The organism is Oryzobacter telluris (assembly GCF_043099285.1).
Lineage (GTDB): Bacteria > Actinomycetota > Actinomycetes > Actinomycetales > Dermatophilaceae > Oryzobacter > Oryzobacter telluris.
The window spans coordinates 1,956,981-1,982,207 of record NZ_CP170723.1 but is presented as its reverse complement, the minus strand read 5'-3'; the positions used below and the strand labels follow the sequence as shown (position 1 = coordinate 1,982,207).

Sequence of the window (25,227 nt, the reverse complement as noted above, 5' to 3'; positions counted from 1 at the left end):
GTCACGGGCGGAGACACCACCACGCGACCGACCCCGTCGGGACCCACCGGGGGACGGCTCAGAAGTCGTCGTCGAAGGTCACCGCGCCGGTGACCCCCACCTGGTAGGCCGAGACCCGCCGCTCGAAGAAGTTCGAGAGCTCCTGGACGTCCTGCAGCTCCATGAACGCGAGCGGGTTGCGCGACCCGTACACGGCCGGGAAGCCGAGCCGCTCGAGCCGCCGGTCGGCGACGTGCTCGAGGTAGGTGCGCATGTCGGCGCTGGAGAGCCCCGCCACTCCCCCGCCGAGCAGGTCCTGCGCGAACTGCGCCTCGGCGTCGACCGCCTCGGTCATCATCTGCCGCACCGTCGCCGCGAAGTCGTCGTCGACGAGGTCGGGCTCCTCCTCGCGGGCGGTGTCGATGACGTCGAACGCGAACGCCATGTGCATCGACTCGTCGCGGAAGACCCAGTTGGTCCCCGACGCCAGCCCGTTGAGCAGCCCCCGCGAGCGCAGGAAGTACACGTAGGCGAAGGCGCCGTAGAAGAACAGGCCCTCGATGCAGGCGGCGAAGCAGACGAGGTTGAGCAGGAACGCGCGGCGGTCGGCCGCGCTCTCCAGGCTGCGCAGCTCGGACAGGGAGTCGATCCACCGGAAGCAGAAGTCGGCCTTGGCCTTGATGGAAGGGATGTTCTCCACCGCCGCGAACGCCTCGTGCCGCTCGGCCTCGTCGGGGACGTAGGTGTCGAGCAGGGTCAGGTAGAACTGCACGTGCACCGCCTCCTCGAACAGCTGGCGCGACAGGTAGAGCCGGGCCTCGGGCGCGTTGACGTGCGTGTAGAGGTTGAGCACGAGGTTGTTCGCCACGATCGTGTCGCCCGTGGCGAAGAACGCCACGAGCCGCGCGACGAGGTGCCTCTCGGCCGCGCTGAGCTTGCGCAGGTCGGCGAGGTCGCTGTGCAGGTCGACCTCCTCGACCGTCCACGTGTTCTTGATGGCGTCGCGGTACCGGTCGTAGAAGTGCGGGTACCGCATCGGCCGCAGGGTCAGGCTCATCCCCGGGTCGAGGAGGAGGGCGTCGGTGTCGGGGACGGCGGTCAGGGCGCTCACTGGCAGGCCTCGCAGCTCTCGGGGTTCTCGAGGGAGCACGCGAGCGCGTCCTCGTCGGACGGGGTGGCGGCCATCGGCAGGGCGGGCGCGGCCTGCGCCTGCTGGGTGACGGTGGCCTGCTGGATCCGCGTCGCGGGGCGCGAGCGGAGGTAGTACGTCGTCTTCAGCCCGGACTTCCACGCGTGGAGGTACATCGAGCTGAGCTTGCCGATGGTCGGGCTCGCCATGAACAGGTTGAGCGACTGGCTCTGGTCGATGTACGGCTGGCGTGCCGCGGCCATCGCGATGAGGGCGCGCTGCGGCAGCTCCCAGGCCGTGCGGAAAAGGTGCCGCACGTCCTCCGGCAGCGCCGTGACGCCGGCGACCGAGCCCTCGGCGCGCTTGACGGCGTCGCGGGTCTCGGCGGTCCACAGGCCGCGCGACTTCAGCTCGCGCACGAGGTGACCGTTGACCTGGAGGAACTCCCCCGACAGCGTCTCGCGCTTGAACAGGTTGGAGACCTGGGGCTCGATGCACTCACCGCAGCCGGCGATCGAGGCGATCGTCGCGGTCGGCGCGATGGCGACGAGCAGCGAGTTGCGCAGCCCGGTGCGGGCGACCCTCTCGCGCAGCGCGGCCCAGCGGGCCGGCTGGGTGGGCGAGGTCTCGAAGTGGTCGAGGTGGAGGACCCCGCGCGCCGCGCGGGTGTCGGCGAACGCGGGGTGGGCACCCAGCTCCTCGGCCAGCTCGGCCGAGCGCTCGAGCGCGGCCAGCTGCACCTCCTCCGCGATGCGGGTCGAGAGGGCCTGCGCCTCCGCCGAGTCGAACGGCAGGCGCAGCCGGAACAGCACGTCCTGCAGCCCCATGTACCCCAGCCCGACCGGGCGCCAGCGCGGGTTGGAGCGGGCGGCCTCCTCGCTCGGGTAGTAGTTGATGTCGATGACGCGGTCGAGGTAGGTGACGGCGGTGCGCACGGTGGTGCGCAGCCGCTCCCAGTCCAGCGCCGTGCCGTCGGCGGTGAGGTGGCTGTTGAGGTTGACCGAGCCGAGGTTGCACACGGCCGTCTCCTCGTCGCTGCTCACCTCGATGATCTCGGTGCACAGGTTCGACAGGTGCACGACGTTGCCGGGCACGGCGGTCTGGTTGCACGCGCGGTTGGAGGCGTCCTTGAAGGTCATCCACCCGTTGCCGGTCTGGGCCAGGGTGCGCATCATCCGGCCCCAGAGGTCGCGGGCACGGACCTGGCGCACGACGCGGCCGTCGCGCTCGGCGGCGCGGTAGGCGCGGTCGAAGTCCTCGCCCCAGAGGTCGACGAGCTCGGGGACCTCGCTGGGGTCGACGAGGCTCCAGACCTCGTCGGCCTCGACGCGGCGCAGGAACTCGTCGGGCAGCCAGTTGGCGAGGTTGAGGTTGTGGGCGCGCCGGGCGTCCTCGCCGGTGTTGTCGCGCAGCTCGAGGAACTCCTCGATGTCGGGGTGCCAGGGCTCGAGGTAGACGCACGCCGCGCCCTTGCGGCGGCCGCCCTGGTTGACGGCGGCCACCGAGGAGTCGAGGGTGCGCAGCCACGGGACGATGCCGTTGCTCGTGCCGTTGGTCCCGCGGATGAGGGCGCCGCGGCCCCGGACCCGGGAGAAGGCGATGCCGATGCCGCCGGCGAACTTCGACAGGCGGGCCACCTGCTGGTAGCGCTCGTAGATCGAGTCGAGCTCGTCACGGGGGCTGTCGACGAGGTAGCACGACGACATCTGGGTGTGCCGGGTGCCGGAGTTGAACAGGGTGGGGCTGCTCGGCAGGTAGGCCAGGCTCGCCATCAGGCGGTAGAGGTCGATGGCCTCGCGCGGCGTGTGGGCCAGGCCGCAGGCGACGCGCAGCAGGAAGTACTGCGGGGTCTCCAGGACCAGGCGCGTCGTGGGGTGGCGCAGCAGGTAGCGGTCGACGACGGTGCGCAGGCCGAAGTACTCGAAGCGCCGGTCGTTGGTCGGGTCCACGGCGACGTCGAGCTTGACGTGGTTGGCCGCGACGAAGGCGGCCGTGGCGTCGCCGATGAGGCCCTCGGCGTGCCCGAGCGCGATCGACTGGCTGAACGACGCGACACCGTGGCCGCGGACCTCCTTGTCGACGTAGCCCGCGAGCAGCCGGGCGGCCAGGCGTGAGTACTCGGGCTCCTCGCCGATGAGCTCTGCGGCGGTCTGGATCGACAGCCGGTCGAGCTCGGCGGTCGTGGCGCCGTCGTACAGGCCGCTGATGGTGCGGGTCGCGACCCGCAGCGGGTCGACCTCGGGCAGGCCGTCGCTGACCCGGTCGACGGCGCGGACGATCTTGTTGACGTCGACCCGCTCGGGGTCGCCGTTGCGCTTGCGGACCTGCATCACCGTGCGGGTGGCGGTCGCGCCCGTGGTGTCCGGAGGCGCTGCCTCGGTGGTGGTCGTCATTGCTCTCTCCTCGCGAGCTCGATGTGCTCCGCGAGCGCGCGAGGGGTGACGAGGGACGGCGGGACGAGGCGTCGGCGACCGACACCCGTGACCCACCAGCTCCCGTCGGCCGACCCGCGCGACCGTGGAGATGCCGCACCCGGGCGGGTGCGGCGCGACTGGCAGGTCTTCGGACTCGTGGGCGTGGCTCGCGCCTCCTACTGCCCGTCGCTTCCCAGGTCCTCGCGGACCCAGTGCTCTCGTGACGGGGGTCGTTCCCACTCACCGCTGCGGGGCAGTCCCGGACTCTCACCGGGTTCCCTCTTGCCCCACCGCCCGCCCTGACGGACGGTCGGTGGACCAGCTGCAAGGCACACCATATGTGGGGGTCCCGACAGCGCGTGGGACCCACATGGTGTGGCGTGTCGGCCGCGCCGCGGTGTCAGTGGTCGAGGAAGGGGCCGCGCAGGTGGGCGGCCTCCTCGGGCCGGGGAACCGCCCGACGCCGCCCGGCCAGGCGGGCGGTGACGACGAGCAGCGACCCCCCGACCGCACCCCCGGCCAACCCCCAGCCCGGGTCCACGCCGTCGCCCAGCAGCACGGGCGTCAGGCCGCCCCACAGGGCGCAGGCGCCCACCCACGCGGCCCCGGAGGCGAGCCGGACGACGGTGCCGGCGGCGCCGGAGCGCACGGCGAGGTGGGTGACGCCCTCGGTCGCGAGCCACGGCAGCGACAGCCAGAGGGACACGAACGCCACCCGCACCACCGTCGAGCCCACGCCCTCGGGGAAGGAGGTGGCGACGGTGACGACCGCGGAGATGACGAGCAGGACCGCGGTGACCACGCGAACCGGTGCGAGGTCAGGAGGGGGTGGCCCCGGCAGGGGTGCGAGCACCCACGGTCCGGTGGTCGTCCTCGTGCGTGCTGCCTCGTCGACCATGGGCGTCGACGCTACCGAGAGCCACCGGCGCCCGCAGGTCCGGCGACGGCGTCGCAGGTCAGCCCCGCGGGTCGACCTCCGGGTGGCGGGCGAGGACGGCCTCGCCGTGGGCCGGCAGGTCCTCGGCGCGGGCCAGGGTGACGACGTGTCCCCCGACGTCGCGCAGGGCGTCCTCGGAGTACGTGACCACGTGGATGCCGCGCAGGAACGACTGCACCGACAGGCCACTGCTGTGGCAGGCGCACCCGCCGGTGGGCAGCACGTGGTTCGAGCCCGCGCAGTAGTCGCCCAGGCTCACCGGCGACCACGGGCCGACGAACACGGCGCCGGCGTTGCGCACGCGCGCCGCCACCGCCGCGGCGTCGCGGGTCTGGATCTCCAGGTGCTCGGCCGCGTAGGCGTTGACGAGGTCGAGGCCGGCGTCGAGGTCGTCGACGAGGACGATCGCCGACTGGGTGCCCGCCAGCGCGGTGGCCACCCGCTCGGTGTGCTTCGTGGCCGCGACCCGGCGCACCAGCGCGTCCTCGACGGCGTCGGCCAGGTCAGCGCTGTCGGTGACGAGCACGGCGGCGGCGAGGGGGTCGTGCTCGGCCTGCGACACGAGGTCGGAGGCGACGTGCTCGGCGTCGGCGGAGCCGTCGGCGAGCACGGCGATCTCGGTGGGTCCGGCCTCGGCGTCGATGCCGATGACGCCCTTGAGGAGGCGCTTGGCGGCCGCGACGTAGATGTTGCCGGGGCCGGTGACGAGGCTGACCGGGTCGCAGGTATCGTCGCCGTCGTCGACGCCGAGGGCGAAGGCGGCCACGGCCTGGGCGCCGCCCATCGCCCACACCTCGTCGACCCCGAGGAGGGCGCACGCGGCGAGGATGGTCGGGTGCGGCCAGCCGCCGTGGTCGCGCTGCGGCGGGCTCGCGACGGCCAGGCTCGGGACGTCGGCCAGCTGGGCCGGTACGACGTTCATCACGACGCTGCTGGGGTAGACCGCCAGCCCGCCGGGCACGTAGAGGCCGACCCGGTCGACCGGCACCCACCGCTCGGTGACGGTGCCACCGTCGACGACCGTCGTGGTGGAGTCGGTCCGCCGCTGGTCGGCGTGGACGAGGCGGGCCCGACGGATGGACTCCTCGAGGGCAACGCGCACCTCCGGGTCGAGGGTGCTCAGCGCGTCCCCGATGACGTCGGCCGGCACCCGTAGCGCCGGCGGGCGGATGCCGTCGAAGCGCTCGGCGGCCTCGTACAGGGCCGTGGCCCCGCGCTCGCGCACGTCGTCGACGATCGGCCGGACGGCGGCGAGGGCGGCCTCGACGTCGAACGCGGCCCGGGGCAGCGCCGCGCGCAGCTCGCGCAGGCCGAGGCGGCGCCCGCGCAGGTCGAGCCGCGGGATGACGCCGGTCGTGGTGTCGGACATGGCGTCCAGTCTAGGTTTCGGCCGCCCCGCCCCCGACGGCCGTCCGGCGGTCGCGCTCGGGCGCCACGGCGTCGAGGAGCTCGAGCATCGTCGGGTCGGCCGTGCCGTGGCGCGGCTGCGCCATCGCGGCCACCACCCGGGTGGCGACCACGGCGACCTTGACGTGCGAACGCTGGGAGTACCGGGAGATGAGGCCGAACGCGGCGGCGTCGTCGACGCCGTAGGCGAACATCAGGGCGCCCTTGGCCTGCTCGATGGCGGCCCGGTCGGCCGTGGCGGCGGTCACCGCCTCGGTGGCGACCACGTGGGTCGGGCGGGTCACGTCGAAGGCCCGGCCGCGCAGCCTCAGCGGCGCGCCGTCCGCGTCGTGCTCGACGTCGCCGACGAAGGCGATGACCCGCGGCCGCCCGCGGCTGTCGGTGAGGCGGCACTGCCCCGACATCGGCAGCCCGTGGGCGAGGGCGTGGGCGAGGCGCTGCTCGATGCCCGGCCGGTCGGCCGGGTGCATCGCCTCGAAGACCTGGACGTCGGGGGTGCGTCCGTCGGGGACGAGCCCCGCGACCGCGTAGACGTCGGGCGACCACCACCACGACGCCGTGGCGTAGTCGTACTCGCACTCCCCGTAGACGGGTGGGTCCTCGGTCACCGGCGCAGGATGTCATGTCCGCAGGTCAGGGGCTGCCGCGACCCACCGGAGGGACCGGTCGGCCCCTCTCAGGAATCACGCGTCGTAGAAGACCGCCTCGTGCGCCGCGCGCGAGTGCCGCGCGACCCGGCGGTACCGCTCCCCCAGCTCCTGGCCCGACCCGGCGCGCAGTCCGAGGATGCGGGCGATGCCGTCGGCGTCGCGGGGGTCGGACGGGACGGCCTCGAGCGCCTTGGCCCGGAAGAGCACGCCGGCGTTGCGCATCGCCGACGCCAGCCGCCACGCCGCGGAGAGGTCGGCGGCGTGCCCGGGGTCGACGAGGCCGAGCCGCTCGGCCTCCCCCAGCGCCGCCATCGTCGAGGGGGTCCGCAGCCCAGGGTGCTCGTGGGCATGGGCGAGCTGGAGGAGCTGGACGACCCACTCCACGTCGGACAGGCCGCCGTGGCCCAGCTTGAAGTGGGTCTTGCGGTCGGCGCCCCGCGGGAGGCGCTCGGACTCCATCCGCGCCTTGAGGGTGCGGATCTCACGGACCTGGTCGGCGGTGAGACCGCCCTCGGGCCAGCGCAGCGGGGCGATGAGCTCGAGGAAGCGCTCGCCCAGCTCGGGGTCGCCCGCGACCGGGGTGGCACGCAGCAGCGCCTGGGCCTCCCAGACGAGCGACCAGCGGTCGTAGTACTCGCGGTACGACGCGAGCGAGCGCACGAGCGGCCCGCTCTTGCCCTCGGGGCGCAGGGAGGCGTCGACGTCGAGGTTCGGGTCGGGCCCCCGCAGACCGAGGAGGCGGATCAGCTCCTTGACGACCTCCATCGCCTGGCCTTGGGCGGCCTGCTCGTCGGCGCCGGGGAGCGGGTCGTGGACGAACATGACGTCGGCGTCGGAGCCGTAGCCCTGCTCGCCCCCGCCGAGGCGCCCCATCCCCACGACGAGGAGCCTGGTGAGCGCGGGAGCGCCGGTGCGCTCCTCGACATCGCGCAGGCAGACCTCGAGGGTGACCTCGAGCAGCGCCGCGGTGAGGTCGGTCATCGAGGTGCCGAGGGCCTCCAGCGGGAGCGCCCCCGAGAGGTCGGCCACGGCGATCCGGAACAGCTCCGAGCGCCGCACCGTGCGGGCGGCCAGCACGGCCGACGTCGGGTCGTCCTTGCGCCCCGCGGCCGAGCGCATCCGGCGCAGCACGTCCTCGCGCGAGCGCGGGGTGAGGCCGGCCGAGTCGCCGAGGAACTGCACGCACTCGGGTGCCTGCTCGAGCAGGTCGGCGGCGAACCGGCTGCGCGCCAGGGTGTGCGCGAGCCGCTCGGCCGCCGAGCCCTCGTCGCGCAGCAGGCGCAGGTACCAGTGCGTGGAGCCGAGCTGGTCGCTGATCTTGCGGAAGGCGAGCAGGCCGGCGTCGGGGTCGGCCTCGTCGGCGAACCACCCGAGCATCACCGGCAGCAGCTGGCGCTGGATGGCGGCCCGCCGGCTCAGCCCGTCGGTGAGCGCCTCGAGGTGCTTCAGGGCGCCGCGCGGGTCGCGGAAGCCCAGCGCCGAGAGCCGCTCGCGCGCGGCCTCCGGGGTGAGCCGGACGTCGGAGTCGGACAGCCGGGCGACGGCGGAGAGCAGCGGCCGGTAGAAGATCCGCTCGTGCAGGCGCCGCACCTCGCGCTTCTGGGTTCGCCACTGCGCCAGCACCGCCTCGGCGGGCGAGGACCGGTGTCCCAGGGCGCGACCGAGGCGACGCAGGTCGGCCTCTCCGGTCGGCATCAGGTGGGTGCGCCGCAGGCGGAACAGCTGGATGCGGTGCTCGAGGGTGCGCAGCAGCCGGTACGCGGCCTCGAGGGTGGCGGCGTCCTCACGGCCGACGTACCCGCCGGCGGACAGCGCCGCCAGGCCGTCGAGGGTGGTTCCCGTGCGCAGCGACTCGTCGGCCCGACCGTGCACGAGCTGGAGGAGCTGGACGGAGAACTCGACGTCGCGCAGTCCTCCGGCACCGAGCTTGAGCTGCCGCTCGGCCTCCGCGGCGGGGATGTGCTCCTCCACCCGGCGGCGCATCGCCTGGACGTCGTCGACGAAGTTCTCGCGGCTGGAGGCCTGCCACACCATCGGCTGCACGGCGTCGACGTAGGCCCGGCCCACCTCCGGGTCGCCGGCCACCGCCCGGGCCTTGAGCAGCGCCTGGAACTCCCACGTCTTGGCCCAGCGCTCGTAGTACGCGCGGTGGCTGGCCACCGTGCGCACCAGCGGGCCGTTCTTGCCCTCGGGCCGCAGGGCGGGGTCGACCTGCCACAGCGACCCCGTGGCCGTCGACGCCGAGCAGATCCGCATGAGGCGGGTGGCGAGGTCGGTGGCGACGGCGGTGGAGTCCTCCTCCGCCACGCCGTCGGCCGGCTCGGCGACGAAGATGACGTCGACGTCCGAGATGTAGTTCAGCTCGCAGCCGCCGGTCTTCCCCATGGCGATGACGGCCAGCCGCGTGCGCGCCGCGGCGTCACCGACCTCGGCGCGGGCGATGACGAGGGCCGCCTCGAGCGCGGCCTGCGCCAGGTCGGCGAGGGCACCGGCCGTGTCGGGCAGGGTGCGCACCGGGTCGGGCGAGGTGAGGTCGAGCGCGGCGATGCCGAGCAGCTGCTCGCGGTACGCGGTGCGCAGCACGTCGACCGCCGGGACGTCACCGGGGTCGGACACCGCACCGACGAGCCGCTCGACCCGCTGGTCGACGGTGAGCCGGGACGCCTCGGTGACGGCCACCCAGTGGTGCGGGTGCGCGCAGAGGTGGTCCCCGAGCGCGGCCGAGGACCCGAGGACCGCGAGGAGCCGGTCGCGCGCGACCCCCGGCGCGCCCATCGCGGCCGTGACCGGGCCACGCAGCGCGGCGACCCGGTTCGCGGCCTCCATGAACCGGACGAGCCCGAGGAGCGCGCCGTCGGGGTCGGGGACGGCGGCCAGCGCCTCGGCGAGCCCGTGCTCCTCGATGTGCTCGCGCGAGCGGATGAGGTCGGCGACCGCGGGGTCCTGGAGGAGGGCGTGCGCGCGTGAGGGGTCGTCGAAGCCGAGCCGCGCGATGGCGGCCGGGACGGAGCCGGGCCCGCGGGAGCTCATGCCCGTCAGAGTCGGAGCAGGTAGCGATCGAGCTCGAAGGCGGTGACCTGGTTGCGGTAGTCGTTCCACTCCGCCCGCTTGTTGCGCAGGAAGAAGTCGAAGGTGTGCTCGCCGAGGGTCTCCGCGACGAGGTCGCTGTTCTCCATCACCGTGATCGCCTCGCTGAGGCTGGCCGGCAGGGGCTGGATGCCCATGGCCCGGCGCTCGGCGTCGGTGAGGCTCCAGACGTCGTCCTCGGTCTCCGGCGGGAGCTCGTAGCCCTCCTCGATGCCCTTGAGCCCGGCGGAGAGCAGGACGGCGAACGCGAGGTACGGGTTGCACGCGGAGTCGAGGCTGCGCACCTCGACGCGGCTGCTGTTGCCCTTGTTCGGCTTGTACATCGGCACCCGGACCAGCGCGGAGCGGTTGTTGTGCCCCCAGGTCAGGTGGGCCGGGGCCTCGCCGCCACCCCAGAGCCGCTTGTAGGAGTTGACCCACTGGTTGGTGACCGCGGTGATCTCGGCGCCGTGGTGGAGCAGGCCGGCGATGAACTGCCGGGCGACCTTCGAGAGCTGGTACGGGGAGCCGGGCTCGTGGAAGGCGTTGGTGTCGCCCTCGAACAGCGAGAGGTGGGTGTGCATGGCCGAGCCGGGGTGCTCGGCGAACGGCTTGGGCATGAAGGAGGCGACGATGCCCTGCTCGAGGGCGACCTCCTTGATGACCGCGCGGAAGGTCATGATGTTGTCGGCCGTGGAGAGCGCGTCGGCGTAGCGCAGGTCGATCTCGTTCTGGCCGGGGGCGCCCTCGTGGTGGCTGAACTCGACGGAGATGCCCATCGTCTCGAGCATGCCGATGGCGGCGCGGCGGAAGTCGTGGCTGTTGCCGTGCGGGACGTGGTCGAAGTACCCCGACTGGTCGATCGGCTCGGGCGCGCGACCCGGCTCCCAGCCCTGCTTGAGGAGGAAGAACTCGATCTCGGGGTGCGTGTAGAACGTGAAGCCCTGGTCGGCGGCCTTGGTCAGCGCGCGCTGGAGGACGTGGCGCGGGTCGGCCATGCTCGGCGTGCCGTCGGGGAGGGTGAGGTCGCAGAACATCCGCGCGGTGCCGGGGCTCTCGCCGCGCCACGGCAGCACCTGGAAGGTGCTCGGGTCGGGCTTGGCGAGCATGTCGGCCTCGTAGACGCGGGCGAACCCCTCGATGACCGAGCCGTCGAAGCCGATGCCCTCGGCGAAGGCGCCCTCGAGCTCGGCCGGGGCGATCGCCACGGACTTCAGGGTGCCGAGCACGTCGGTGAACCAGAGCCGGACGAACCGGATGTCGCGCTCTTCGATGGTGCGGAGGACGAACTCCTGCTGACGGTCCATGGTCCGATCCTGCCGCACCCGTGTGTCCCTCGTGTGACACCGACATGCTCCGGACGGTGTGCGCCTCTCCCCCGGGACCGCGGGAGGGGCCCCGGCGGTCGCCGGGGCCCCTCCTCGTCGTGCTGCGGTCAGCCGGTCAGGGCTTCGCCGCGGGGTTGCTGACCTTGACCGTCAGCGACCCGGTGGTGCCGCCCGTGACGGTCGCCGTGACGCCGACCCCGGCCACCTTCACCGAGTTCTGCGGCGCGGCGAGGTCGTAGTAGGCGTTGACGTCCGAGTCGTCGAAGGTCGGCTTCGGGTCACGCATGCCGGGCCGCTCGTTGCACGCCAGGAGCGTCTGGATCGTCGTCTTGCCGTTGGCCTTGACCGCGACCTCCTTGTGGAGGCAGACCGGGTCCATCTGCTCGAGGCCGAAGACGGCGTCGAACGGCTCACGCCGGTTGCTCGGGCTGCTGCCGTCGCTGTAGGTGAGCGTGTTCGGACGGGCGTCGACCGGCATCGCGTACCCGGCGCCCGGGTGCGTGATGACGTTGTTGTCGGGCTGGCCGTGGTCGACCAGCCAGACGAGCATCCCGTTCTGGAACGGGAAGCGCTCGACGTGGTCCGGAGCGGTGTACGCCTTGTCGAACTGGTAGGGCCCCACCTGCAGGGTGTGGTCGTACCCGACGTACTGACGGTTCTCGAGCAGGTAGTAGCGCTCGCCGGACCGCTTCTCGGTCCCGGTGGAGCGCTTCCAGCCGACCGAGGTCCAGCCGTTGTCACCGCTCTCGGCCCCGTCGGTCACCGCGACCGTGTTGCCGAGCTTGATGGCGATGTTGTCGATGAACGCACCGGCCTCGTTGTACCCGCCGTCGGTGGCGTAGCGGAAGCGGAACGTCGCCGCGCCGGTCGTGGTCGGCTTGAAGGTCCAGCGCTTGCCCGACCACTTCGCCCCCTCGCCCGTGATCGCGGTGCCGGCCTGGGTCCAGGTGGTTCCACCGTTGGTCGAGTACTCGGCGTAGAGGTAGTCGTAGGCCTCCTCGATCTGGTACCAGAGGTCGGCCGTGACGGTGACCGTCTGTCCCGCCGTCACGTTCAGGCTGCGGGTCAGGGTGTTCTTGAGGTCGTCGCCCCGACCGGACCACCAGGCGTACGACCCGGTCTTCGGGGTGGTGTACGCGTCGGTGTAGGACGAGTCCGGGAGGTTGACCTTGACCGCCTGGTCCTGCCCGGTGAGCGTCTGCTCCGACGGGCTGAGCGTGTAGGTGCCGGACGTGCCGGCGGTCACCGTCGAGTGGTCGAGCCAGCCGAGGAAGAGCTTCTCCTCGGGGCCGAAGCCACCGGGGGTGGTGCCGATGGCGTCGCCCGCGGCCTCACCCTCGTTGAGCCAGGAGCCCGACGACATGATCGTCCAGAACGCGGTGCCGTTCTCGCCACCGGCGGTGTCGTAGTAGTCCGGGAGGCCCAGGTCGTGGCCGAACTCGTGCGTGAACACGCCCAGGCCGCCGTTCTCGGGCTCGACGGTGTAGTCGCCGATCCACAGGCCGGAGTCACCGATCTGGGTGCCGCCGTTGCGGTTCTGCGTCGGGCCCGCGGTACCGGCGCCGCCGGGGTAGGCGAACCAGCGGTGCGACCAGATGGCGTCCTCGGGGGCGCCGGCCTCCTCGCCCGCACCGGAGTGCACGGCCTGGAAGTGGTCGATGTAGCCGTCGGCCTCGTTGAAGTTGCCGTCGCCGTCGTAGTCGTTGCGGTCCCAGACGTCGAACCGCGCGAGGTAGGTCTTGATCTGGGCGTCGGTCTTGCCGGCCGCCTTCTCCTTGGCGTACCAGGCGTTGGCCGAGTCGCGGATGAAGGCCCACGAGCCGCCGTAGTCCTCGACGGTGTTGTCACCGTAGGTGGAGGAGTTGCCGGGCACCTTGACCCAGTCGCTCACCGTGTTGATCGCGGTGTACTTGCCACCGGACTGCTTGGCGTAGAAGTCGGCGAACGACGGCGAGGGGCCGTTGAACATCCGCTCGTAGTGCGCCTTGTCGAAGTCCGGGATCCAGTAGGTGGAGTTGTCGTCCGCCCCGGGCTCCGCGATCTCGTTGTGCAGCGGCCCCGGGTCGGAACCGAGCTTGCCGGGGGCCGGCGTCTCGCCGAACTCCGACAGGATCGTGAAGACCTTGTCGGTCTTGTCGACCGGGAACTCGGCGAACTCGGTCTCCCCTGCGGCGTTCGTCAGGGCCACGGTCGCGCCGCCGCCCTTCTGGGGCTTGAGCTGGGCCTTGCCCTTGCGCAGGAGCGCGAGGGCCTTGGCCTGCTTGCGCTGCTGCTCGGCGGTCTTCGGGCCGGGACGGTTGTCCGGCCGCTTGGTGGCCGTCGACGCGCTGGGCGCGTCGTTGGTCTGCTGCGCCTGCGCCGGCGCCTGGACGGCGAGGGCACAGGCGAGGGCGGCCGCCCCTGTTGCGGCCGCGATGATGCGTGGCTTCACGATTCCTCCAAGTGGGTGAGCCCAGGCCCTGCACGTGGGCCGCGGACACCTCACCACATCTGGAGCCGTTCCATAAGGGGGAGGAACTCAGCAAATTCTTCGGTGACCTGTGCACGGCGGCCGGTGATCCTCCCGACAAGGGCCGCTGACGGACCCCGGGGGCAGGCATACGATCGGCGCATGAGCGAGCCGACGCCGTCCTCGACCGCCCCCGCCCCGGAGTCCACGGCCCCCTACGGGACCGGGGCGCAGGCCGCGCCGCAGCGCCGCATCCGCATCCCGCACCTGCTCCAGATGAAGGAGCGCGGGGAGAAGTGGACGATGCTCACGGCGTACGACATGTACACCGCCGAGATCTTCGACGAGGCCGGGATCCCGGTGCTCCTCGTGGGTGACAGCGCGGGCAACAACGTCTACGGCTTCGAGACCACGGTGCCGGTGACCGTCGACCACCTGGTGCCCCTCGTCAAGGCCGTGACGAGCGCCGCGCGTCACGCGATGGTCGTCGCCGACCTGCCGTTCGGGTCCTACCAGGCCAGCCCGCAGCAGGCGCTGGCCACCGCCACGCGGTTCATGAAGGAGGGGCTCGCCCACGCCGTGAAGCTCGAGGGCGGCCGGGCGATGGTGCCGGAGGTCGAGCTCCTCGTGCGCGCCGGCATCCCCGTCATGGGCCACATCGGGTTCACCCCGCAGAGCGAGCACGTCCTCGGCGGCTACAAGGTCCAGGGCCGCGGCTCCGGCGCCGACAAGCTCCTCGACGACGCGCTGGCCCTGGAGGAGGCCGGCTGCTTCGCGATCGTCATGGAGATGGTGCCCGCCCCGGCCGCCGCCAAGGTCACCGAGGCGCTGCGGATCCCGACCATCGGCATCGGCGCCGGGCCGCACTGCGACGCCCAGGTCCTCGTCTGGCAGGACATGGCCGGGCTGCGCGGCGGGCGGGCTCCCCGGTTCGTCAAGAAGTACGCCGACCTGCGCGGCGCCCTCCACGACGCCGCGGTGGCCTACGCCGCCGACGTCGCGGGCGGCACCTTCCCGGCCGCCGAGCACTCGTTCGACGCCTGAAACCAACGGCTCCGGAAGGACGTCGCACCGGCATGTGGCCCATGGACACCCCGAACGCCCCCTCGCCCACCCGCTGGTCGGCCCTCCAGAGCGGGCCCGAGGCCGCGGCCGCGTACCGGCGCCGCTTCCTCGACCTCGAGCAGGCCGGTGAGGACCTCCACGGCGAGGCCCGCTTCGTCACCGAGCTCGTCCCGCCGCCCTCCCGCGTGCTCGACGCCGGGTGCGGGTTCGGGCGGGTGGCCTCGGAGCTGACCCGGTTGGGGCACACCGCGATCGGGGTCGATGCCGACGCCGACCTCGTCGCCATCGCCCGCCAGGAGGACGTCGACACCCGGTTCGTCGTCGCCGACCTGTCGACCCTCGACCTGCGCACCGAGCAGGAGTTCCACGCCGTCGTCCTCGCCGGCAACGTCGTGCCCTACCTCGCCGACGGGACGCTGGGGACCGTGCTCGAGCGGCTGGCGACGCACCTCGCCCCGCGCGGGTACCTCGTGGCCGGGTTCGGCCTCGGGGGGTCGCTGCCGCGGGCGGCGGCACGCGTGGACCTGCGTTCGTACGACCGGCTCGCCGACGCCGCCGGGCTCGCCTTCATCGGGCGCTACGCCACGTGGGACAGGCAGCCCTTCGTGACCGGCGGTGACTACGCCGTCTCGGTCCACCGCCGCCGCGCCGGCTGACCGGTCCGCGGAAATCCGGTGGCCCTCCCCGGTGGCGGCGGGTGAGGGTGGGGCGATGACGAGCAGCGACCTGTGGACCGCCGAGGCGGCCGAACGCTACGACGAGTCGTCGACGGCGATGTTCCGCCCGGAGGTGCTCGACCCCACGGTCGACCGGCTCGTCGGGTTGGCGTGCGGCGGTCGGGTGCTCGAGCTCGCGGTCGGCACGGGGCGCGTGGCCATCCCGCTGGCCGAGCGGGGTGTGGACGTCAGCGGGATCGAGCTCTCGCAGCCGATGGTCGACCGGCTGCACGCCAAGCGCCCCGACCTGCCGGTCGTCGTCGGGGACATGGCCGCCGCGACGGTGCCGGGCGAGTTCTCGCTGGTCTACCTCGTGTTCAACACGCTGGGGAACCTGCGCACCCAGGCCGAGCAGGTGGCCTGCTTCCGCAACGCGGCACGGCACCTCGGGCCGGGTGGGCGGTTCCTGGTCGAGATCGGCGTCCCGTCGCTGCGCCGGCTCCCGCCCGGGCAGACCGCCGTCCCGTTCGACGTCAGCGACGGGCACCTCGGCGTCGACACCTACGACCTCGTCGGGCAGCAGGGCACCTCGCACCACTGGACGCGTGAGGAGGACGGCCGCTTCCGGTACGGGGTCCACCACTACCGCTACGTCTGGCCCGAGGAGTGCGACCTCATGGCCCAGCTCGCCGGCCTCGAGCCCGAGAGCCGCTGGTCGACCTGGCAGGGCGACCCGTTCACCGGCGACAGCGAGTCCCACGTCTCCGTCTGGCGCCGCCCCTAGGCGCGACCCACGCGGAGCGTGGGACCCGCGGGGGCTCAGTCCTCCTGGGCCTCGGAGTCGAAGCTGCCGCCCGAGGACCACTCCTTGTCCTCGCGGTCCCACTTCTCGGTGTTCTCGCGGGCGTGCTGGAGGGCGTTCGCCGCGGCCTCGTGGCTGTCGTAGGGACCCATGACGTTGGCGTCCTGGCTGCGGTCGTCGTCGGTCTCGACGGCTCCGGAGTCGACGTTGTACCAGTAGGGCATGGGGTTCCTCCTGAGGATCGGGTTCGGGCGTCGTGCCTAGACTCACCGTATGCCGTTGACGTACGCCTCCGTCGCCCCAGGGACGATCTCTCCGCGCCGGGGGGTCCCCGCGAGCATCGCCCGACCCGAGTACGTCGACAAGCCCCAGCCGGTGCGCTACACGGGCCCCGAGGTCAAGGACGCCGAGACGATCGAGCGGATGCGCGTCGCCGGCCGCATCGCCGCGAACGCGATGGCCGCGGCCGCCGCCGTCATCGCGCCGGGGGTCACCACCGACGAGATCGACCGGGTCGGCCACGAGTACCTCCTCGACCACGGCGCCTACCCGTCGACGCTCGGTTACAAGGCCTTCCCCAAGTCGCTGTGCACGTCGGTCAACGAGGTCGTCTGCCACGGCATCCCCGACGACCGCCGCCTCGAGGACGGCGACATCGTCAACATCGACATCACCGCCTTCATCGGCGGCGTCCACGGCGACACCGACGCCACCTACCTCGTCGGCGACGTCGACGAGGAGTCGCGCCTCCTCGTCGAGCGGACGAAGGAGGCGATGATGCGCGGCATCCGCGCCGCCCGCCCCGGTCGGGAGATCAACGTCATCGGCCGCGTCATCGAGAGCTACGCGCGGCGCTTCGGCTACGGGGTGGTGCGCGACTTCACCGGCCACGGCATCGGCACGGCGTTCCACAGCGGGCTGATCGTCCCCCACTACGACGCGGCGCCGTCCTACGACACCGTCATCGAGCCGGGCATGACCTTCACCGTGGAACCCATGCTCAACCTCGGCACCCCGGAGTGGGACATGTGGGACGACAGGTGGACGGTGGTCACCAAGGACCGCCGTCGTTCGGCACAGTTCGAGCACACGATCCTCGTCACCGACGACGGACCCGAGATCCTCACCCAGGGAGACGCAGCATGAGCACCGGACATCCCCTCGGCATCGACGTCGGCGGCAGCGGCATCAAGGGCGCACCCGTCGACCTCGGCAAGGGCGAGTTCGCCCAGAAGCGCCTGCGCATCGACACCCCCTCGGTCTCCACCCCCGAGGCCGTGTGCGACGTCATCGCCCAGGTCGTCGACCACTTCGACGAGGTCCGCAGCGACTCCCCCATCGGCGTGACCATCCCGGGGGTCGTGCAGCACGGCGTCGTCAAGACGGCCGCGAACATCGACAAGTCGTGGATCGGCTGCGAGATCGAGAAGCTCCTCGAGGACCGCCTCCAGCACGACGTCGTCGTCGTCAACGACGCAGATGCCGCCGGCGTCGGCGAGCTGCACTTCGGCGCGGCCAAGGGGCACGACGGGCTCGTAGTCCTCACCACGCTCGGCACCGGCATCGGCACCGCGATCTTCAACCGCGGTGTGCTGGTGCCGAACTCCGAGCTCGGCCACCTCGAGATCGACGGCGTCGACGCCGAGACGATCGCCGCGTCCTCGGCGAAGACCCGCGAGGACCTCAGCTACGAGGAGTGGGCCGCCCGCCTGCAGCAGTACTACCGCCGCCTCGAGGACCTGCTCTGGCCCGACCTCATCGTCGTCGGCGGCGGCGTCTCCAAGGACTCCGACCAGTTCCTCCCGCTGCTCGACCTGCGCACCGAGATCATCCCGGCGACGCTGAAGAACAAGGCGGGCATCATCGGCGCCGCCGTCCTGGCCACCGGTGTGCAGAACGAGCGCGGCCGCCACACCAGCTGAGTGTCGGGGGGCTACTCGCCCGCGGCGAACTCCACCGCGCCACGGCCGGCGAGGTCGTGCAGGCGCGTGTCCGGTGACCCCAGCTGCCCGGCCTGGCCGAGGTAGAGGTCGCGGCCCCGCTTCTGCAGCAGCCCGTCGTGCACGGGGACGGCGTGCGGAGCGGCCAGCCGGCGCAGGAACGCCGTCATGTCGCGGCTGCGCTGCCACGGCGCCTGGAGCGGGAAGGCGAGGACGTCGACCTGCCCGGGCTCGGCGTCGAGGGCGTCACCCGGGTGGAAGAACGAGGGCTCACCGTCGGCGTCGAGGCGGACCCCGACGTTCGTGATGCGCGGGAGGTCGTCGTGGATGAGGGCGTGCTGCTGCCCGAACGGGGTGACGGTGACGCCGCCGACCGTCGTGGCCCCACCCGAGTGGTCTCGGGCCTCCACCCCGAGGCGCTCGAGGACCTCGACGCTCATCGGGTCGCAGAGCACGACGACACCGCGGTTGGCGGCGACCAGGGCGGGGACGCGGCCGGGGTCGAGGTGGTCCGGGTGCTGGTGGGTGACGAGCACGGCATCGAGGTCGCGGACCTCGGACAGGTCCTCGCAGAAGGTCCCGGGGTCGATGAGGACGCGCGCGTCCGCGGCCTCGACGAGGAGGCAGGCGTGGCCGAGGTGGGTGATCCGCATGGCCCCACCGTACGACCGGCGCGGGCCCGGACGGCGGTCAGCCGACCGCGCTCGCCCCGTCGTCGTCGACGCCACCGGCCCCGGCCATCTCGGGGGCCGGCGCCGGGCTCGTGACGGCCGCGGCCGCGACGGGGGCGCCCACGGAGTCGACGAGCACCGCTGCCTCGCGCAGCGAGCGCGGCAGGATCGTCGTGCCGGGCGGAGCGCTCGCCAGCGCTGCCGCACCCTCCCCCGCGAGGAAGAGCGGGACGCGGCTCCCGAGTCGGGTCAGCGAGGGCACGCGCGACTCGAAGGCCGACCGACGCACGCCGGCGATGACGCACGCGTCGGCCCGCAGGAAGCGCACGGCCTCGCCGATCGCCGTCATCGGGGTGTTGGCACCGAGGCTGACCACCCGCCACCAGCGCGCGTGCAGCATGGCCCCGAACAGCTCGAGGGGCAGGTCGTGCAGCTCGTGGGGCGGGCACGCGAGCACCACGGTGCGCACCTGCTCGCCCTGCACCGGCATCCGCAGCTCACCGAGCACGCCGCGGAACGAGCTGGAGACGAAGTGTTCGTGCAGCACGCTGAGCTCGCCGGTCTCCCAGGCGTCCCCCACCGCCCTGAGCACCGGCATGACGACCTCGGTGACCGTGGCGTCGACGCCGGAGACCAGGAGCGACTGGAGCAGCACGTCGCGCACGCACGCCCCGTCGAGGTCGCGCACGGCCGCCAGGACCGTGGTGCGGGCGGACTCGTGGTCGAACGGGGCATCAGCGGTCATCGGGGTCCTTCGGCACGGCACGTCGGTGTCTGCTGAAGATACGACACGAAACGCTGCCCGGAGCCCCTCCCGACCACGGTTCTCGCAGGTCGGGGGCGCGCAGACGGCGGATGTCAGGCGACACGCCTCGTCTGCTCGGACCGTCCGAGGCGCCGTTCGGACGATGCGAGCGACAAAAACCCCCACATCGGCGCCGTCCCCTGACATGGTTTCCCCATGTCGCAGGGAGGAACCCTGCACCGACCAGCGACACGAGATGGCAGGAACCCTGCACCGGCCATCTCTCTCGACCGGGGGCACCATCCGGTCCTCGACCCCGGTGCGCCAGGACCTCGCCGCGTTCCCCCTGCCCGCGGCGAAGGGCCGGCGCACCGGGGTCGCACCATGTCCGGGCTCGTGTCGACGGGGGCCATGGCGCCCGGCGCCGTCATCCGGGCCCGACGGCCCCCGGGTTCCGGGACCAATGGCCCTGCCGCCGTTGCCGCGTCCGCCGCAGGATCGGGGACGTGACCAGGACCGACGGACCACGGTGATGCCGCACCCACGCCCGCTCAGCTACTCCGAGTGCACCGCCCTGCTGCGCTCCGGGGTCGCGGGCCGCCTGGCCCTCGCCGCCCCCGACGGGCCGCACATCGTGCCCCTCAACTACTCGGTGGTCGACTCGGCGATCGTCGTGCGGACCTCGCCGTACAGCCTGCTCGGCACCCACGGTCGCGGTGCCATGGTCGCCTTCGAGGTCGACGCGTTCGACGCGGCGAGCCGCCAGGGCTGGAGCGTCGTCGCCCGGGGTCGGGCCGAGGTCGTGCGCGAGCAGGTCGAGGTCGACCACATCCGTGCGGTGTGGGAGCCGCAGCCGTGGGCGAGCGGCGGCCGGGCCCTGTTCCTGCGGATCCCGTGGAGCGAGCTCACCGGCCGCCGCCTCGGCAGCGAGCCCGAGACCACCCCCGGCCACGCCCGGCACACGGCCTGACCCCCGGAGGCCGACGGCCGGGCAGCGCACCCTCCTAGACTGCCGACGTGGACCCGGTGCGCGTCTTCCTCCTCGATGACCACGACGTGGTCCGCGAGGGCCTGCGCTTCCTCCTCGAGCGCCACGACATCGAGGTGGTCGGCGAGGCCGCCACCGCCGCGGAGGCCGTGGCGAGGATCCCCGCCCTGCGACCCGACGTCGCCGTCCTCGACGCCCGGCTGTCCGACGGGTCCGGCATCGAGGTGTGCCGCGCCATTCGGTCGGTGGACCCGTCGATCAAGGCGCTGATCCTCACGTCGTACGACGACGACGACGCGCTGTTCGCCGCCATCATGGCCGGCGCCTCGGGGTACGTCCTCAAGGACATCCGCAGCAACGACCTCGTGGGGGCGATCCGCCAGGTGGCCGCCGGCAACTCGCTCATCGACCCCTCCCTCACCGCCCGGGTCCTGGAGCGGGTGCGCAGCGGCGACACGGGCGCGCCGGAGCTGGCCGGGCTGACCGAGCAGGAGCGCCGCCTCCTGGGCTTCATCGCGCAGGGCATGACCAACCGGCAGATCGGCGAGCAGATGTTCCTCGCCGAGAAGACCGTGAAGAACTACGTGTCCACGATCCTGGCCAAGCTCGGCGTCGAACGCCGCACCCAGGCCGCGGTGCTGGCCTCGCGCCTGCTGCGCGACCCGCACGGCCCGCAGGCCTGAGCCACCGCCGGACGGCACCCGCGCGAGGGGACCTTGGTCCCACGACCCGGTGACCACGTGCCCTGCCCGACCGGCGGCGGCCGGAGCACGCTCGAGGTGACAGCAAGAGCACCACCTCACGAGGAGCCCACCATGAGCACCACGACCCGTCACCGCACCGACCGCACCAGCGGCCCCACCGCCCAGACCGCCGACCGGCCGACGTGGCTCGACCGCTCGCTCGCGGCCCTGCGCATCGCCTACGGCGTCACCTTCCTGTGGGCGTTCCTCGACAAGACCTTCGCCCTCGGCTTCCACACCGGGTACGACCAGAAGGGCAACCTCGACCGGTTCGGCGACGCCGCGTGGATCAACGGCGGCAGCCCCACGAAGGGCTTCCTCAGCTTCGCGGTCCCCGAGGGCAACCCGTTCAAGACGGTCTTCAACGGCATGGCCGGCAGCGCCCTCGTGGACTGGCTGTTCATGCTCGGGCTGCTCGGCATCGGCGTCGCCCTGCTCGCCGGGGTGGCCATGCGTCTCGCCACCGCGGCCGGGGCCCTGATGTACGCGTTCATGTACGCCGCGGTGCTGCCGCTGGAGAACAACCCGGTCGTCGACGACCACGTCATCGGCGTCATCGCGATGGCCGTCCTGGCGGCCGGTGCGGCAGGGACCACCTGGGGCCTGGGTCGCTGGTGGGCCGGCACCCGGGTCGCGGAGCGCGTCGCGTTCCTCCGGTAGTCCCGGCACCGGCCGGTCGGCCACCCGTCGCTGCGCGCGGGTGGCCGATCCGCGTCATCCCCCGCCGAGCGGGACCCGCCAGGTGAGGACGGTGCCCGACGGCGCGTTCGGCGCCAGCCCGAGGGTGCCGCCCAGCCCGTCGGCCCGTCGGCGGGCGTTGCGCAGCCCGCTCTCGGGCCGGTCGGGCGGCATCCCGGCTCCGTCGTCGGCGACGGTGAGGACCAGCTCGTGGTCGCGGACCTCGAGCTCGACCTCGGCCGTGCCCGCACCGGCGTGGCGGGCCACGTTGGAGATGGCCTCGCGCAGCACCGGCAGCAGGTGCGCCCGGACCTCCGGCGGGACCGCCGCGTCGACCGGACCGACCGTGCGGACCGTCGGGGTGAACCCGAGGACCGGGACGTACTCGCGGACCAGGGCCCGCACCTCGTGGCGCAGCGAGCCAGAGCCGCGGTCCTGGAGCTCGAAGATCGTCCCCCGGATGTCCTTGATGGTGAGGTCGAGCTCGCCCACCGCCCGCTCGAGCCGCTCGGCGACCTCCGAGCCCGCCGCGAGCATCGAGATGCCCTGCAGCTGCAGGCCGGTGGCGAACAGCCGCTGGATCACCACGTCGTGCAGGTCGCGGGCGATCCGCTCGCGGTCGGAGATGACGGCGAGCTCGGCCCGGTCGGCCACCGCCTGGGCCCGGTCCAGCGCCAGCCCCGCCTGGTCGGCGAAGGAGGTGAGCAGCTCGAGCTCCTCGACGCCTCGCCGTTCCGCCGCGGGGTCGTGGAGCGCGACGAGCACGCCGTGGTCGCCCAGGTGCGCCCGCAGCGGGATGGCGACCGCCGCGTACGACCCCGCCACCAGCTCGAGCGGGTCCTCGCCCGCCCCCCGCGCCATCGTGGCCGACACCGCGGCGAGCGCGGCGTGCACGGCGTCGAGGTCCTCGGCGTCGTCCGAGGCGCTGCTCACCGCGAGAGGACTGCCGTCGTCGCCGAGGACGAGGATGGCCGTGGCGGCCGCCCCGGTGACCGAGCGGGCGGTGGTCGCCACCCGGTCCAACGCGCGCGCCAGGTCGACCGGCGGCTGGAGCGCCTCGGTGAGCTCGGCCGTGGCCTCGAGCCACTGCCGCCGCCGCTCGCTGATGCCGTACGCCCGCGCGTTCTCGATGACGAACCCCGCAGCCCGGGCCAGGGCCTCGACGAGCTCCTCGTCCTGCGCGGTGAAGTCGCTCCCGTCGGCCTTCTCGGTGAGGTAGAGGTTTCCGAACACGGTGCCCCGGATGCGCACGGGGACGCCGAGGAAGGCCGACATCGGCGGGTGGTGCGCCGGGAAGCCCACCGACTGCGGGTGCGCCGACAGGTCGTGCATCCGGATGGCGCGCGGCTCCTTGACGAGCAGGCCGAGGATCCCCCGCCCGTGGGGCAGGTCGCCGATGCGCCGGTGGGTCTCGTCGTCGATGCCGGTGGTGACGAACTCGGTGAGCAGGCCGTCGGCCCCCACAACCCCGAGCGCGCCGTAGGACGCCGTGGTGAGAGCCGTGGCTGCCTCGACGATCCGGATGAGGACGCTGCGCAGGTCCAGGTCCGACGACATCGCGGAGACGGCGTTGAGGAGGGCATGGGCCGGCCCGGGGAGGTGGAGGGGCTCGGCGGAGGTCACCCCGCCATCCTCGCCGATCCGCGCCGTGCGTCGAGGACTTTCCCTGGCGCGCCCGCGACGGGCGAGGGACGAGTCGGGCTGTAGGCCGGGTTCTGTCCCGCGCCGCCGTCGCCGGCCGCGCGGTGACGGTCATCCATCTCGGGTGGCCGTTGCCGACCACCTCCAGCGCCCTACCCGTGTGCTCGGGCGGGCCGCCCTCGAACGCACACTGTCTGGGCTTGCTCCGGATGGGGTTTACCGAGCCGACCTGGTCACCCAGGCCGCTGGTGGTCTCTTACACCACCGTTTCACCCTTACCGCGCCCGCTTGCGCGGGCGAGGCGGTCTGTTCTCTGTGGCACTGTCCCGCGGGTCACCCCGGGTGGGTGTTGGCCACCATCCTGCCCTGTGGAGCCCGGACCTTCCTCGGCGGTGGTTGCCCACCGACGCGACCGTCCGCCCGACTCGTCCGTGCGCCAGTGTAGGGGCGCGCGCAGGTCAGGCGCGTCGCAGGTCGACCTTCCCGGCGGCGATGTCGGCGCCCTCGACGACGACGTCGACCTCCGAGCCCAGCTCGGCCCGATCGCCGGAGACGCGGGCGAGGACGGGAAGGTCGACGAGCTGGACGTCCATCCCCTTCTCCGCGTGGTCGACGACCACGGCCCGCAGGGTCTCCCCCTCGCGGCCGTGGAGCAGGGCGGCCTCGGTGGCGTCGGCGCAGGCCCGCTCGGCCGAGCGGGCCACCCGGTCGGAGGCGGCCATCAGCTCGGGGACGCCGGGCAGCGCGGCGCGGATCTCGTCGGGGACCTGGTCGCCCTGCGAGACCGCCGCGCACACGACGAGCCCGAAGCGGTCGACGAGCCGGCGCAGCGGCGCGGTGACGTGGGCGTAGGGCGCAGCGACGGCGCCGTGCTCGCGCTCGTCCGGGGCCGGTCCGTCGAAGGCGGTGTAGCCGGCGCCGCGGAACAGCGTCGTGGCCTCGTGGATGAGGGCGAGGTGGCGCGGGTTCGTGCGGTCCAGGCTGCGGATGAGGTCGCCGTACGACTGCCCCTGCGGCCACTCGACCCCGAGGCCGCGGGCCGCCCGGCGGAACCGCCCGAGCGCGTCCTCGGTGGGGGCGGGCATCGTGCGCAGGATGCCGACGCCGGCGTCGATCATCATCGTCGCCGCCGCCATGCCGGTGGCCAGCGAGATCTGGGCGTTCCAGTCCTCGGCGGGCACCGGGGGGCGGAACTCGAGGGCGAAGCCGCCGTCGTCGCCCTGGCTCACCTGCTGCTCGGGCATCGGCAGGCTCGCTCCCCCGCGGGCCCGCTCCTGCTCCAGGCGGCGCTCCCCGATCTCCTTGAGCAGGAGGAAGCGCTCGTCGTCGGTGCCGGCGTCGACGGCCGCCTGGACCGTGGCGTAGTCGAGCCGCTCGACGCTGCGGACCAGCGCCCGGTGCACCTCGGCCGAGGTGATCACCCCCGCACCGTCGAGGCGCAGGTCCCACACGTAGGCGGGTCGCACGACGTCGGGGAGCAGGCTCGCGGCGTCCTCGGACAGGACCTCGGGGTGCAGCGGCACGCGGACGTCGGGGCAGTAGATCGTCTGGCCGCGCTCGCGCGTCACCTGGTCGAGCGCGCTGCCGGGCAGGACGAAGGCGGGGACGTCGGCGATGGCGTAGCGGATGCGGTGGCCCTCGCCGTCGCGCTCGAGGTGCATCGCCTGGTCGAGGTCCATCGAGCCGGGCGGGTCGATGGTGAAGAACGGGACGTCGGTCTCGTCGAGGTCCGGCCGCGAGGGCGGGTCGGCCGCCACCCGCTGCGCCTCGGCGAGCGCGTCGGCCGGGTAGTCGAGCGAGAGCCCGAGCTCCTCGCGCACCGCGGCGAACCGGGCGCGCAGCGCGGCCAGGCTCCCCTCGGGCACGTCGGCGTCGGTGGGGGCGAGGACGACCTTGGGGTGGGGCACGTCGGCCACGCTAACCCGCCTAGGCTGTCCCG

At 73.1% G+C, this 25,227-nt stretch carries 21 protein-coding genes, 1 other RNA gene and 1 riboswitch; of the genes, 8 read left to right on the top strand and 14 right to left on the bottom strand.

Going from position 1 to position 25,227, the window contains the following annotated elements:
• Positions 1-58 precede the first annotated feature (58 nt).
• From ACFLFB_RS08985 to ACFLFB_RS08950, 8 genes are all read right to left on the bottom strand, one after another.
• Positions 59-1,090 (bottom strand): ribonucleotide-diphosphate reductase subunit beta, encoded by a 1,032-nt coding sequence (locus ACFLFB_RS08985; RefSeq protein WP_392545369.1) that lies wholly within the window; start codon positions 1,088-1,090, stop codon positions 59-61.
• Positions 1,087-3,501 carry a ribonucleoside-diphosphate reductase subunit alpha gene (locus ACFLFB_RS08980; protein WP_392545368.1) on the bottom strand — a complete coding sequence of 805 codons (2,415 nt, stop codon included), beginning with the start codon at positions 3,499-3,501 and terminating at the stop codon, positions 1,087-1,089. The genes ACFLFB_RS08985 and ACFLFB_RS08980 overlap by 4 nt, the downstream gene beginning before the upstream one ends.
• A gap of 142 nt (positions 3,502-3,643) precedes the next feature.
• Positions 3,644-3,860: riboswitch (cobalamin riboswitch) on the bottom strand.
• Positions 3,861-3,922: 62 nt separating this feature from the next.
• Complete coding sequence (locus tag ACFLFB_RS08975; protein WP_392545367.1) at positions 3,923-4,420, bottom strand: hypothetical protein; 498 nt, start codon at positions 4,418-4,420, stop codon at positions 3,923-3,925.
• A 58-nt stretch (positions 4,421-4,478) separates the two neighbouring features.
• The gene (hisD, locus tag ACFLFB_RS08970) at positions 4,479-5,828 is read right to left on the bottom strand and encodes a histidinol dehydrogenase (protein ID WP_392545366.1); all 1,350 of its coding nucleotides are present in this window, start codon (positions 5,826-5,828) and stop codon (positions 4,479-4,481) included.
• Positions 5,829-5,838: 10 nt separating this feature from the next.
• Complete coding sequence (locus ACFLFB_RS08965) at positions 5,839-6,474, bottom strand: ANTAR domain-containing protein (protein ID WP_392545365.1); 636 nt, start codon at positions 6,472-6,474, stop codon at positions 5,839-5,841.
• A gap of 75 nt (positions 6,475-6,549) precedes the next feature.
• Entirely contained in the window at positions 6,550-9,546 is a 2,997-nt protein-coding gene (locus ACFLFB_RS08960) for a bifunctional [glutamine synthetase] adenylyltransferase/[glutamine synthetase]-adenylyl-L-tyrosine phosphorylase (protein ID WP_392545364.1), read from the bottom strand.
• 5 nt (positions 9,547-9,551) lie between these two features.
• Positions 9,552-10,889 carry a type I glutamate--ammonia ligase gene (gene glnA, locus ACFLFB_RS08955; protein WP_392545363.1) on the bottom strand — a complete coding sequence of 446 codons (1,338 nt, stop codon included), beginning with the start codon at positions 10,887-10,889 and terminating at the stop codon, positions 9,552-9,554.
• A 136-nt stretch (positions 10,890-11,025) separates the two neighbouring features.
• Positions 11,026-13,341, bottom strand: coding sequence for an immune inhibitor A domain-containing protein (locus ACFLFB_RS08950; RefSeq protein ID WP_392545362.1), 2,316 nt, complete (start codon positions 13,339-13,341; stop codon positions 11,026-11,028).
• Positions 13,342-13,521: 180 nt separating this feature from the next.
• Between ACFLFB_RS08950 and panB the strand changes: the two genes are divergently transcribed.
• From panB to ACFLFB_RS08935, 3 genes are read left to right on the top strand one after another with little or no spacing between them, the layout of a single operon-like run.
• The gene (gene panB, locus ACFLFB_RS08945) at positions 13,522-14,403 is read left to right on the top strand and encodes a 3-methyl-2-oxobutanoate hydroxymethyltransferase (protein ID WP_392545361.1); all 882 of its coding nucleotides are present in this window, start codon (positions 13,522-13,524) and stop codon (positions 14,401-14,403) included.
• Positions 14,404-14,444: 41 nt separating this feature from the next.
• Positions 14,445-15,080: a class I SAM-dependent methyltransferase gene (locus ACFLFB_RS08940; protein ID WP_392545360.1), complete on the top strand. Its 636-nt coding sequence runs from the start codon at positions 14,445-14,447 to the stop codon at positions 15,078-15,080.
• A gap of 55 nt (positions 15,081-15,135) precedes the next feature.
• Positions 15,136-15,864: a class I SAM-dependent DNA methyltransferase gene (locus ACFLFB_RS08935; protein WP_392545359.1), complete on the top strand. Its 729-nt coding sequence runs from the start codon at positions 15,136-15,138 to the stop codon at positions 15,862-15,864.
• 35 nt (positions 15,865-15,899) lie between these two features.
• Here the strand turns inward: ACFLFB_RS08935 and ACFLFB_RS08930 are convergent, their stop codons facing one another.
• On the bottom strand, positions 15,900-16,106 hold the full coding sequence (locus ACFLFB_RS08930; RefSeq protein WP_392545358.1) for a methionine aminopeptidase: 207 nt from the start codon (positions 16,104-16,106) through the stop codon (positions 15,900-15,902).
• Positions 16,107-16,155: 49 nt separating this feature from the next.
• Here ACFLFB_RS08930 and map point away from each other — a divergent pair, with 49 nt between their 5' ends.
• Positions 16,156-17,028, top strand: coding sequence for a type I methionyl aminopeptidase (gene map, locus ACFLFB_RS08925; protein WP_392545357.1), 873 nt, complete (start codon positions 16,156-16,158; stop codon positions 17,026-17,028).
• Complete coding sequence (gene ppgK / locus ACFLFB_RS08920) at positions 17,025-17,804, top strand: polyphosphate--glucose phosphotransferase (RefSeq protein WP_392545356.1); 780 nt, start codon at positions 17,025-17,027, stop codon at positions 17,802-17,804. The genes map and ppgK overlap by 4 nt, the downstream gene beginning before the upstream one ends.
• An 11-nt stretch (positions 17,805-17,815) precedes the next feature.
• On the opposite strand, the gene ACFLFB_RS08915 is transcribed toward ppgK, so the two are convergent.
• Both ACFLFB_RS08915 and ACFLFB_RS08910 read right to left on the bottom strand, forming a co-directional pair.
• Complete coding sequence (locus tag ACFLFB_RS08915) at positions 17,816-18,475, bottom strand: MBL fold metallo-hydrolase (RefSeq protein ID WP_392545355.1); 660 nt, start codon at positions 18,473-18,475, stop codon at positions 17,816-17,818.
• A 37-nt stretch (positions 18,476-18,512) separates the two neighbouring features.
• On the bottom strand, positions 18,513-19,238 hold the full coding sequence (locus ACFLFB_RS08910; RefSeq protein ID WP_392545354.1) for a B12-binding domain-containing protein: 726 nt from the start codon (positions 19,236-19,238) through the stop codon (positions 18,513-18,515).
• 532 nt (positions 19,239-19,770) lie between these two features.
• Between ACFLFB_RS08910 and ACFLFB_RS08905 the strand changes: the two genes are divergently transcribed.
• The 3 genes from ACFLFB_RS08905 (at position 19,771) to ACFLFB_RS08895 (ending at position 21,629) form a co-directional block, all read left to right on the top strand.
• Entirely contained in the window at positions 19,771-20,208 is a 438-nt protein-coding gene (locus tag ACFLFB_RS08905; RefSeq protein ID WP_392545353.1) for a pyridoxamine 5'-phosphate oxidase family protein, read from the top strand.
• 47 nt (positions 20,209-20,255) lie between these two features.
• Entirely contained in the window at positions 20,256-20,909 is a 654-nt protein-coding gene (locus tag ACFLFB_RS08900) for a response regulator (protein WP_392545352.1), read from the top strand.
• Between the two features lie 132 nt (positions 20,910-21,041).
• Positions 21,042-21,629 carry a hypothetical protein gene (locus ACFLFB_RS08895; protein WP_392545351.1) on the top strand — a complete coding sequence of 196 codons (588 nt, stop codon included), beginning with the start codon at positions 21,042-21,044 and terminating at the stop codon, positions 21,627-21,629.
• Between the two features lie 54 nt (positions 21,630-21,683).
• Here the strand turns inward: ACFLFB_RS08895 and ACFLFB_RS08890 are convergent, their stop codons facing one another.
• From ACFLFB_RS08890 to ACFLFB_RS08880, 3 genes are all read right to left on the bottom strand, one after another.
• Positions 21,684-23,270, bottom strand: a complete 1,587-nt coding sequence (locus tag ACFLFB_RS08890) for a GAF domain-containing protein (protein ID WP_392545350.1) — start codon at positions 23,268-23,270, stop codon at positions 21,684-21,686.
• 65 nt (positions 23,271-23,335) lie between these two features.
• Positions 23,336-23,716: RNase P RNA component class A (gene rnpB, locus ACFLFB_RS08885), an RNA gene on the bottom strand.
• Between the two features lie 30 nt (positions 23,717-23,746).
• Positions 23,747-25,195, bottom strand: a complete 1,449-nt coding sequence (locus ACFLFB_RS08880; RefSeq protein WP_392545400.1) for an RNB domain-containing ribonuclease — start codon at positions 25,193-25,195, stop codon at positions 23,747-23,749.
• Positions 25,196-25,227 lie beyond the last annotated feature (32 nt).